This is a genomic window from Leucobacter sp. NPDC077196, from assembly GCF_040687075.1.
GTDB lineage: Bacteria > Actinomycetota > Actinomycetes > Actinomycetales > Microbacteriaceae > Leucobacter.
Window position 1 is genome coordinate 1 of sequence record NZ_JBFBML010000030.1, and the last position, 9,749, is coordinate 9,749.

A 9,749-nucleotide genomic window follows, 5' to 3' on the forward strand; every position below is an offset into this window, starting at 1 on the left:
CGGAACTCTTTGGGGTAGCGAGGGGGCATAGGTTCATCCTTCCAGGCCAGCAGAAACTAGCCATGTTGAATGTCACCTAAACGTGCATCAGACCCAACTCCCCGGCAGAGCTGGCTTCGATCAGCGTCACTGCTACTTCGGCAACTGCCAAAGTATGCCTTGCGAAGTGCAGGCTGGGCTCCTCGAACCTGCGGCGCTGCGTCTCTCCTCGCTGGCTACGTAGAAGCGCTTCGCCTCTCGCTGCAAGCTGCCAAATGACAACCGCCGAGCCGTGTTTTGCGCCTCCGATTCGCCGGGCTAATCTGCCAATGAGACCGTGGGCTTCGAGCCGGTTGAGCACTCGTGTGGTGCCACGAGTTGCCGATGCTCCGCTCGTATGCATTCCGTAAGGCTGTGCCGGGAAATGCAGCCGTTGGATGTGCCTTGTAGTGAGGAGTCGGAACCGTTCCAAGTTGTTAAGGATCTGGAGATCGCGTTGGCTCAACTGATCGGAGAGATTCACGGGAGACTGGTTCATGGGATTTCACCTCCCTGCAGCCCCCTCTCATCCCCGGCAACGCCGGGGGAGTCCCATCCCAAAGGGGTCGCACCTTGCGAGAACGGGCCGAACAATGGCGGTGGGTGTTCGTCTTGGTTGGAACAGTGAACGGAATAGTGGCTGGACGACCCCCTCCCGAATTTCACCCTTGAAAAAGCCTTCATGATCGTCTCCTTCGCTGGTGCGATTGAGGACCCGAAATGCCCTCATCTTTAGCGGCAGTGCTATCAGGGTCGGATGCGTCTGCCCCTGCTGGAGCCCCGACCGGCTGTAGCTGCTCGGGCAGTGCTCCGAAGGCGTCTCTGCTTGCCTGGCGAATGAGTTCATGGGCATTGCGCCTCTTAGCGGGCGGAAGGGTTCTTGCTGAACACCAAGCTGTGGGCACTCCTTTCCCAAGAAGCCGGGCGTATATTTCGCGGATTGGAAGGGCCAGGAAGTCGTCAGCCGTAAGCTGAGGGGCCATCCGTGCCATATCGCGAGCGTCATCAGCTTCAAGGGAAAAGCAAATTTTATTCCTTGCATTTGTATCAAGCGCGGTACGCATGGCCGTCGTTAGCTGTCCACGGTGTTGATGCGCGGCATGGAGCCCCACTCCATAGGACCGGAAGACACCGAGCGCCACGTCTAACGGGGTCGGCAGATGCAGGTAGTTTTGCACCTCATCGATGATGACCATGCCGGGCCGCTTCTCGGGATCCTTCTCGCTGGCACGCTCCTGAGCAGCCATGAAGATTTCTGCGGTAATAAGATTGCCAAGCAGACGCGCTGCCCCGGTTCCGAGGAGCGATTCGTTCAGCGGGACCAGAACGGTCTTGTTCTCACGGAAGACGTCGCGCAGCCGGAATCGTGGTTGTGACTGACCTAACACCGCAGCGAGATGCTTTCGCATGACAATTTTTCGCAGCTTATTGAGCGGAGCAGCCACCACTGAAGCACGCTGGCCTGGGCGCATTTGCTCGAACTCAGCCCAGACTTCAGTCACTATTGGATCGTCTTGTGCTGCCGACGTGACCTCGCGTCGGAACGGAGCATCGGTTAGGAGTCGGGGCAGATCTAGAAGTGTGTATGGCTGGCCCCGTTTCTTTCCTGCGAGGGCGAGAGAAAGCAGCGCTCCTTGAATTATGTACTCAGTGCGCGGACCCCAGCCGTCAGAGAAAACTGCCGCGAGCGCTGCCAAAATGCCATCGACAACGACATAAGGATCTCGGTCACCCAGGTCGAGAGGATTGAACCCTACGACTGACTCTTCGTCGGCTGCATCGAGCACAACAACCTGCCCTGCCGCTTCTGGCGGAAGCCGGGAAAGAATGCCCTCGACGAGTTGCTTCTTCGGTTCAATTACGACGCAGGCACGAGCAGCCTTGTTGTCACTTAGCGCCAGATGCTCAAGCAAGGTCGATTTCCCGGCACCGGTCGGCCCAGTGACGAGGACGTGTTTCAGGCGACTCTCGGTGTCGAGTCCGATGAGTCTTTCTGGCCCTGGGGCAGTTCCCACCGCGAAGATACTCTCACTCCGACTTAATATCTCGGACGCTGGGAGGCGTCGCGGATGAACTGGGACAATCCCGGGGTAATCGTTTCGGCCAAGCGGCCAAGCCAGTAGCGGAAGGATCTGCTCGGCGGACAGGCGGAATGAGGATCGGCCAAGCGTGCAGCGATTCCAACGTTCTACCGAATCTCGTACGAGCGTGAGTTGCGCACCGGCGGCTTCCACGAGCTGCAATGCCCCGAACGCCTCAAAAGTGAGTGCGTGCTGCCGTTTCACATCCCCTGCGCCTACTCCGATGCGTACGGTCGCCTCGAGTCTCGGGCTTGCGTGCGCAGCGCGGAGTTGTCGTTGCAGGTCTCCGGTTGCAGCTCGAGTGCCGGTGAGGAGGCGGCTCGCCAGGGACTGGGTGGGATCAGGTATCTCTTTTGGGAGCTGCCTGGCACGACTGGTGCGTCCGAGTACGAGCTGCAGTGCTACGACTTCTGTCTCGCGTCTGGACGCGAACGCAGAGAAGAGTGCTGCGACAACAGGTTCAGCCGAATCCGTGTTACCGAGGGTGAACCCTGGGGCGGTGCTGGTGATACGGCTCACGTTCGCCACGTTCGCCCGTTTGGTGGCCTCAAACTGGGTCCCCGGGATTACCCCGCGAATGAGCCGTTTGAGGCGCTGAACGGCCGTTGGTGAGCAGCCGAGGATGTGGGCAACCTCCCCGTCTCCCGCCTGGGATTCGAAAGCAAGGGGTCGCGGAATATCCGAACTCATGAGCCGCGAGAGCAGCTGGAGGATTGACTCGGGCTGAGTAGGTCGTGGCAGGTGGATTCGCGTGAACACGAACGGATCACGTTGATTAGCTTTTGCGTGACGCACGGACATAGCGCACCTCCCTTGGTTCCTTGTTACTTCGCTCCTCGGTCAATAGCGGCGTAGGGGGTTCGCTCATGCGATTCGGGATATTTATGCACTCGTCTGGTATTCCTGTCAAGCCATGTTGTCTATTCCACAACGACATGACAGGGGTGAATGTGCTTGTGGTTTCTACCTTCGGGATCTCCACCAGCGGATAGTGACGCTCGATCCATAGATCACGATCGAAAGGCTCGCTATCGCGGCTAACCAGACCCAGTGCTGTGAGAGTAGCTCGAGCCCGATCGTGATCGCAATGACGCCGCCGAGGAAGAAGAGACTGGCACGAAAGAACCGCAGGACGGGAGAAGATGAGGGGTTGCTGGACATGATTCATCGCCCTACTCCCTCTTCGCTGACCTGGACGCCGATCGGCTGATCAGCTGGCACTGGGTAGCCCCAGGGAGCGAAGTTCACATCGCAACGGTCCAGTTCATTGCCCCAGAAACTGTAACGAGGGTCGGGACGTCTCACCCGAGCAAAAAGTTCCAGAACCCGGGCGTCGGCACCTGCGATCCGCTCGATAATCGCATATTGTTCGAGTGGCTTTTCGGCGTGACGGCCAGCAGGAGAGGCAAACCAGTCAGGCTGCGCACGAAAATCTGAGACCACATTTCCGCGGGTACCGATCAGAAGTATCTCGGTGGCACGGCGCACCCCGATGCGCTTGTTGCCGTACCCATAGCGGTTCAGCTTGCCCCAAGTGATCGATTCGCCGTACTCGTAGCCCCATTCTTTGAGCACGTGTTTTGCTTCTTCTACGAGGGATTTTGTTGTCCAGAGGAAAAGCCAGGAATCGGGTTTCATGTGAGCGCGGATTGCGTCCCTCATGCCGATAATGCGCCTGAGCGACATCGTTGGGTAATGTTTCTCCCCGCCTTGGTTTTGCCAAGGCGGGTCGACCAATGCCACGTCATGCAGCTCAAGGTCGCAGGTCATGTCGAGCTGTGATGCGACGGCGTCGACGATGTATGGATGGATGGTGTTTGGCTCGGTAAGCATGTCAATGAACTCCTATTACTACTCGGCTCGCAGGATGCGGTGCGGCCGCGGTGATGTCTGGTTATGGACTAAGCGGAAGTGCTCGTCAACCGTCTAATCGGGTTCGTTGCGTAATCCACAACGATTTAGGTGCAGGTCTACTTGTTGCGGGGAGCGTCGCGGGCGTTGTCCGCAACGGCTCGGAGCATTGCCTGTGTGCTCTCTCTTTGCGATGCTGCAAGCTCGGCAGCGATCTTGAAGATGGTGTCTTGTAGTTCATCAGCGGCAAGGTCGCGCTCGTGTTCTAAACGGCGTATCCGCGCTCTGTGGAGATCTGAGACGTACCCGTAGATGAACCATGCGAGGAGGATAAGGAGCAACGGCACTGCAATGACGGTGAGCGTCATGGAGATGGCTTCCCACATGATCACAACCCCCGATTCAAGCGTTGAGCGGCACCGAAGGCATAACCTGCGACTAGAGTCTCGAGATACGGTGCAGCGGCTGGATGGTTGCGGATCAGGGTCTCTGCTTGGCCGACGAGTACGGCGGTGTTGGTGATCGCGACAGACGCCAGGAATGCGTGGGCTTGTTCGGAGACGACGGCAATCTCTGCTCGTGCATTGATTGCTTCGATCTCGCGTTTGGTTTGCCGGGCTATGCCACTCCCGAAGAGTGGCGTAGGTTGAACGGTTGGCGACGAAGCGCCGGAGTGCCGAATGATCTCGGACATGGCTGGTTCCTTCTTTCGTGAATTGGGCGTGAATACGGTCGACGTGGAGTCGTTGCCTAGGCGTGCGGTGCGATGCGTTTCGAGCGGGGTTGGCTTCAGCAGATCCAAGAAGATCTGGCCGTGTTTGCCATACCTGCGGGCTCCCTCAGATGTGAAATCAGGCGTGTAGTACTTCGCGTCACTCAGTGGCAGCTGGTGTACCTTGAGGCCGGCCTGCCCTGCTACCTGTGCGAATTGCTTCGTGTGTTCTCGAGGGTTCTCGCGGAGGTAGTGCTCAATGCCGCGGTGCGAGCAGTACAAATGCACAAGCTCGTGCACGATGGTGACGAGCAGCGACCTCGCCCACTCTTCTGGGGTCTTCTTGCCGAGTGCGCGCTGGCCGATGTTGAGTCGGATCAGGTCGCGCTGTTGAGGTGTTCCTGATTTGTAGCCGTGCGCTTGAAACGAACCTTGAATGTAGCTCTCGGAATCCTCGTATGTCTCGACCCAAAGCGTGTCGCCGGTGTAGCTCTTGAGGCCAGACAGGAGCGGTTCGGCGGAGGCCGCCACCAGCTCGAGCACAGTGCGGCAAGTTTGCTGCATCTGAGCTTCGACCCGGTGGCGGTGCGCCGGTGACGCCTCCAGGCCTTCAGGCAGGCGCATCGCTCTTCTCTTTCTGGGGAAGATCCAGCTTCGCGTCCAACATGGTGCCGCGTGAGGCAGGCCAAGTCAGCGGCTCGTCTTCTAGGTGCGAGGTATATGCGAGCAACGACTCCAGCGCTGGCATCGTTGCCACCATCCCCTCTCTGAGCTGAGCGGCGTGGCCTTCATCGAGCAACCGGACTTTCGTCAGAAGATCTGTCGAGTGCTTCATGTATTTCATCGAGACCCTCGAGATTTCCTGGCACATTGTGAGCACCAGTCCACGTCGCAGTGTTTCGGGAGAGACCCCCTCTTTCTTGGCCTTTTCGGCAAGTTCGACGAGGAACTCCTCCTGCGTGAGCGTGGCTTCAAAATCGAAGCCGATATCTGTGGTTCGGGACATTGTGTTTCCTCTCGTCGCACCTCGCTTGTTGAGGTGATAGCCAAGAAGGTATGGCGAGCGGAAATGTCGTCACAACGAAACTGTGACGAAAGCTGTCACAACCTGTGACGAAATCAGAGACGAAAACTGTGACAGAAACTGTGATACTGCTCCGATCGCAATGAATGACTCAAATTTTGCATCTTGGCAACGGATAAACTGAGACGGTGCGCAAGGAAAAAATCTCGCCAGACGACGACCAACCTGAGTGGGAGCGAGCCCTACGTGCGCACATTTCGACGGGTGCGCATGAGGTGACTTTGTTTAATCAGTCTTCCCTCGCAATGCAGCTCAAGCAGATCCTCAACCTCGGAACGGTCGAAGCAGTCCGAAAGCGAATTTTGAACTCCAGGGAAATGGCCGAGCGAGAGCTGCTTTCTGATGCGCAGTTCAGCGAATTTCGTGCCTTGCTGATCGGCGCCTTTGCCTGGTGGGGGCTCGACAACCGACAACCTTCTCGGGAGCAATACGAGAGATACGCTGAAGCGGCCAATCACGTATTTACTGGCGATGTCGTTCTGGAGCTTAACCGCCGTACATTCCGAGACACTTGGGCGGCGTATAGCTACCGGCAAGCACACAGCAACGGTGATTGGACTGATGAACTTGGTTCTGGTGACTACAAGAATCGACTAGGACGACTCAAAGACGGGTTCCAGGATGCATTCGTCGCTTTTCTCTATGCGCTCATCGAGGGAGACGATCCGCTCGCCTACTGGGATCTGGGTGCGAATCGGCTACGACGTAGGCCCGCACCAACTGCTGCGAGGCCGGTAGATAACTCCCCAAGCCAAGAAGCGCTAACGGTCGAGCATTTTCAAACTAGGACTGGCATGGATTCGCTAGTTGATGGCGAGATTCATGTTGCTGACAATCCTGACGATCCCTCCGCTGACCGAGCCGTCGCACTCGTGCCCAAGGCGCAAGATCTTGTACCTATCTCCACCATGAAGGGGCGTCCTCTTCAAACAAAGCGACGACGCCGGGTGGCAGCGCTTATCGGGGGAGCGGCTGCCCTCGCTCTGATCGGGACTGTATTCGCCTTCGCGCTCACAGGTAACGACCATGAGCAAGACGACGATACTTCTGCTCAAGAAGTTACCGTTGAGACAGCCGGGGTCCCAAGTACTTCTAATCCCGAGACAGCCTATTGGCGTTTCCCTGAAATGCTGCAAGCAATCGATCAAGACCATTGCAGGGATGTCATTGCTCCAGAAAATGGTGAGTCCGAGCTTGTTGGAGTCTGGACTTGGCAAGCAGACTCCTGCTTGACCTCTGGGCTCCTTGTAAACCCGGATGAGCCAGCTGGAGTTTGGATTAGTTATCACAATGCGACTGCGCAGCAAGCGGATGATGTCACGGTTTGGGTGGAGGTTCCAGACGGCTGGCAGATCGTAAAGAATTCCGTTAGCTGGGCATCCTTTTCGCATCCAAATGGGAACTCTACGGAGGCAAGCCTTGGTCGGCCTGGTATTAGTCTGGGCAGCTATGCATCAAACGCGAACGTTGCGGTTGGAGCGCAGATTCAAGTTGCCGACCCTGATGTTGCCTGTAATGGTCAAAAGGCGGAGATTCGTGCATTCGCTACTTCATCGATCGGCCGCTCCGAAGGTGCGCAACCTATTGCTGGTTCGACCTATATTTCGTGTGTGAAGCTGGGCGAGTAGATTCCAGATCCTCATGGATGCTGAACGCGAATGATGAGGCCCGCTTCAAGTAATTCTTCGATCGCGGCCTTGATCCGTTCGGGCGGTTGGTATGAGTCAGCATACGGATTGATCGGCTCACCTTCATGAGCCAGCACGAGCGCATGGAGACCCTTCGCCAAGAGTGACAGGTGTGGATTCTCCATGGCTGCGGTCGTAGCAATATTTGCCGTTGCTTCGTCAGCAGTGGCGAACCCTGCTAGTGGGGCGATCCAATCAAGCATCTCTTGCATGAGCTAACTGTAGACCGCGCCTAAGTGGACGCCTGCGTTATCCACAGGTGAGCGCGGTGCGCTTCTTGGGTTTTGCGCTTCTTAGCCACGCATCCGAGCAGGTGCCAATTCCGGCCTCGAATTCGGAGAAGTGCCTGGACTTGGCAAATGCCCAAGTTTCGGGCACCATTCACACCCAGGATAAAGCCAAAGGAAGGCCCTGAATGAAGCTTCACACCACCACCAGCTGGGACGAAATGCTGCTCCGCGTCATGCAGTCGTGGGCTGATAGTGCCTGGGGGATGCCGCGGGAGTTTGGACAAGCGTGTAACGCCTCATTGTCCTGTGAGAGGAGTTCTCTGGTGAGACATGCCGAGGAGTGCGATCAGACCGTCGAAGTGTGGCCCCACTGGATGCGCTGCAATCTGAACTGGCTTCTGCACGATCTCAAGTCGGCGGTGCAAGACCAGGCGAGCATCCGGGTGCATCACCGAGGGGTCGTTCTTGATTACTTCTACGGTTCAGGAAGTACGTATTCAGAGCACCGCACTGCTGCTGTTCGGGAAGCCATGGAGATCATGGATCTAAACACGAAGATTTTCTATATCTGGATTGAGAATGAACTCCGTGACCTCGGAGGATGGCCAAGAAAGGTTTACTTAAGGATGGAGGTACAGCGAGGACGACGACCACGATGAGAAGTTCCACGATTGTGAAGCCGAGTCTCGTTTTGTCGTTTCTAGTGCCGTCCTGTATTCATTAGATCTCCGCGATTTTTTGATTTCCTTAGCGGGCCACCCGGAACCCGACGGCCGTGCCCGCGTTCGTGGCCGAGGTGTCCAGAGCGAGGGCGAGGACGCCAGCATCCGACGTATTACCCCAGCTGCCGCCCCGCCGAAACGCGCGAGCGCTCGCATCTGCGTAGTTGGCATAAACACGTCCGATTCCCTTCGACGCGTCCCAACTAGCGATGTCCGAAAGACCAGCGGTAGATGTGAGTGCGCTTGGGCGACTGTTGGATCCCAAGTTTCCCATTGAAAGTGAGCCTAGGTTCCACTCGCGCCAAATCCAGTTCGAATCACCGCTGACCCCAATTTGTGACGTCGTGAGCGTCGGCGTTCCGATCGCCTGCTGTGTCCATTCGTAGACATTGCCACTGAAGTCCCAGATAGTATCGCCGCTAGAGAGCAAGAGCGTGCGTTGGCTATTCCTACCAACCGTTGTGCCGGTGCCGCCAGTGATGCCGAAGAGTCCGTCTGAGTCATCAGCGGAAGCGGCGAGAGCACTCCCTGGGTTGTTGTTGACGTGCCCTTGATAAACATAACCCGACCCAACCGCTCCGCCGCTCCAGTTGTATTTCACCGAAAGCACATCTGCTGCGATGGTCATCCATTCAGCTTCAGTGATGAGATGACCACCAGACGCAGTTGCGGCGGCAATAGCGTCAGTCTGCGTAATGCTGACCCAAGGCGTGCCGTCTGCCTGACTTGTTGCCACACCACCAATGTTCTTCGCTTCATATTTCATGACGCAGAAGTCATTAGTTCCAAGCGCTGAATTGCCGTAGATAAAGACATATCCCTCGGGGCAAGAAATCCCCTTTTCGACTTTGCGGAGTTCGGACTTCTTCTTCCACTGAGCGATGTCCTGCGCCTTTGCCGAAGCCTTTGCCTGATTTGTGATTCCGCTATACGCCACGATGGTGATCGCGGCAAGGACGGCGATGACGACGACCACAATGAGGAGTTCAACGATGGTGAAGCCTCGCTTTGCATTGCTCTCGTTATCGTCTACATGACCTCGTCTTGACCCCATCCAATCTAATCCTGCTTACGTTTGCTGGCGCTTACTATGAGCCATAAGGGCGATCGAGTCAAGTCCAATAGTCATCCTTCAGTGAAGGCAGGAGAAAAGGTCGTGGAAGACGAAACCAAGAGCACCATTGAACTCAACGAAGCTCAAGTGAAAGTACTCGAGTGGATTAAAGCGGGTTGCCCCGTTGGTGTCTTTCCAGAGGATACCTTCGCCCACTGGCGAGTAGTCGTTTAAGGTACTCCTCGTCCACCTAGTTGGTACTCGGTTCCGGGAAGAGGGTACTGGCCCGCAGCATTACCCGCCTTGGGC

General features: G+C 56.7%; 10 protein-coding genes. 1 reads left to right on the forward strand and 9 read right to left on the reverse strand.

Features of this window, described 5'->3' with window-relative positions:
- Positions 1-76: 76 nt before the first annotated feature.
- From AB0O71_RS15040 to AB0O71_RS15065, 6 genes are all read right to left on the reverse strand, one after another.
- Positions 77-517 (reverse strand): replication-relaxation family protein, encoded by a 441-nt coding sequence (locus AB0O71_RS15040; protein WP_363746615.1) that lies wholly within the window; start codon positions 515-517, stop codon positions 77-79.
- Between the two features lie 181 nt (positions 518-698).
- The gene (locus AB0O71_RS15045) at positions 699-2,033 is read right to left on the reverse strand and encodes a type IV secretory system conjugative DNA transfer family protein (protein ID WP_363746617.1); all 1,335 of its coding nucleotides are present in this window, start codon (positions 2,031-2,033) and stop codon (positions 699-701) included.
- Positions 2,034-3,263: 1,230 nt separating this feature from the next.
- Positions 3,264-3,932 carry an MT-A70 family methyltransferase gene (locus AB0O71_RS15050; protein WP_363746619.1) on the reverse strand — a complete coding sequence of 223 codons (669 nt, stop codon included), beginning with the start codon at positions 3,930-3,932 and terminating at the stop codon, positions 3,264-3,266.
- Positions 3,933-4,069: 137 nt separating this feature from the next.
- Positions 4,070-4,318: a hypothetical protein gene (locus tag AB0O71_RS15055; RefSeq protein ID WP_363746621.1), complete on the reverse strand. Its 249-nt coding sequence runs from the start codon at positions 4,316-4,318 to the stop codon at positions 4,070-4,072.
- Positions 4,319-4,338: 20 nt separating this feature from the next.
- Positions 4,339-5,286: a hypothetical protein gene (locus AB0O71_RS15060; RefSeq protein ID WP_363746623.1), complete on the reverse strand. Its 948-nt coding sequence runs from the start codon at positions 5,284-5,286 to the stop codon at positions 4,339-4,341.
- Positions 5,273-5,668 (reverse strand): hypothetical protein, encoded by a 396-nt coding sequence (locus AB0O71_RS15065; RefSeq protein ID WP_363746625.1) that lies wholly within the window; start codon positions 5,666-5,668, stop codon positions 5,273-5,275. The genes AB0O71_RS15060 and AB0O71_RS15065 overlap by 14 nt, the downstream gene beginning before the upstream one ends.
- Before the next feature lie 206 nt (positions 5,669-5,874).
- Here AB0O71_RS15065 and AB0O71_RS15070 point away from each other — a divergent pair, with 206 nt between their 5' ends.
- Positions 5,875-7,374: a hypothetical protein gene (locus AB0O71_RS15070; protein WP_363746627.1), complete on the forward strand. Its 1,500-nt coding sequence runs from the start codon at positions 5,875-5,877 to the stop codon at positions 7,372-7,374.
- Positions 7,375-7,385: 11 nt separating this feature from the next.
- Here AB0O71_RS15070 and AB0O71_RS15075 read toward each other — a convergent pair whose 3' ends face one another.
- The 3 genes from AB0O71_RS15075 to AB0O71_RS15085 form a co-directional block, all read right to left on the reverse strand.
- Positions 7,386-7,646, reverse strand: coding sequence for a hypothetical protein (locus tag AB0O71_RS15075; RefSeq protein ID WP_363746629.1), 261 nt, complete (start codon positions 7,644-7,646; stop codon positions 7,386-7,388).
- Positions 7,647-8,201: 555 nt separating this feature from the next.
- A complete protein-coding gene (locus AB0O71_RS15080) occupies positions 8,202-8,333 on the reverse strand; it encodes a hypothetical protein (RefSeq protein WP_363746631.1) in 132 nt (43 codons plus the stop codon).
- 78 nt (positions 8,334-8,411) lie between these two features.
- Positions 8,412-9,440 (reverse strand): SUMF1/EgtB/PvdO family nonheme iron enzyme, encoded by a 1,029-nt coding sequence (locus tag AB0O71_RS15085; protein ID WP_363746634.1) that lies wholly within the window; start codon positions 9,438-9,440, stop codon positions 8,412-8,414.
- Between the last annotated feature and the right edge of the window lie 309 nt (positions 9,441-9,749).

Coding starts and splice junctions, on each gene's coding strand:
- AB0O71_RS15075 (WP_363746629.1), bottom strand. CDS start 7,646: ATGCAAGAGATGCTTGATTGGATCGCCCCACTAGCAGGGTTCGCCACT.
- AB0O71_RS15085 (WP_363746634.1), bottom strand. CDS start 9,440: ATGGGGTCAAGACGAGGTCATGTAGACGATAACGAGAGCAATGCAAAG.
- AB0O71_RS15040 (WP_363746615.1), bottom strand. CDS start 517: ATGAACCAGTCTCCCGTGAATCTCTCCGATCAGTTGAGCCAACGCGAT.
- AB0O71_RS15050 (WP_363746619.1), bottom strand. CDS start 3,932: ATGCTTACCGAGCCAAACACCATCCATCCATACATCGTCGACGCCGTC.
- AB0O71_RS15060 (WP_363746623.1), bottom strand. CDS start 5,286: ATGCGCCTGCCTGAAGGCCTGGAGGCGTCACCGGCGCACCGCCACCGG.
- AB0O71_RS15065 (WP_363746625.1), bottom strand. CDS start 5,668: ATGTCCCGAACCACAGATATCGGCTTCGATTTTGAAGCCACGCTCACG.
- AB0O71_RS15055 (WP_363746621.1), bottom strand. CDS start 4,318: ATGACGCTCACCGTCATTGCAGTGCCGTTGCTCCTTATCCTCCTCGCA.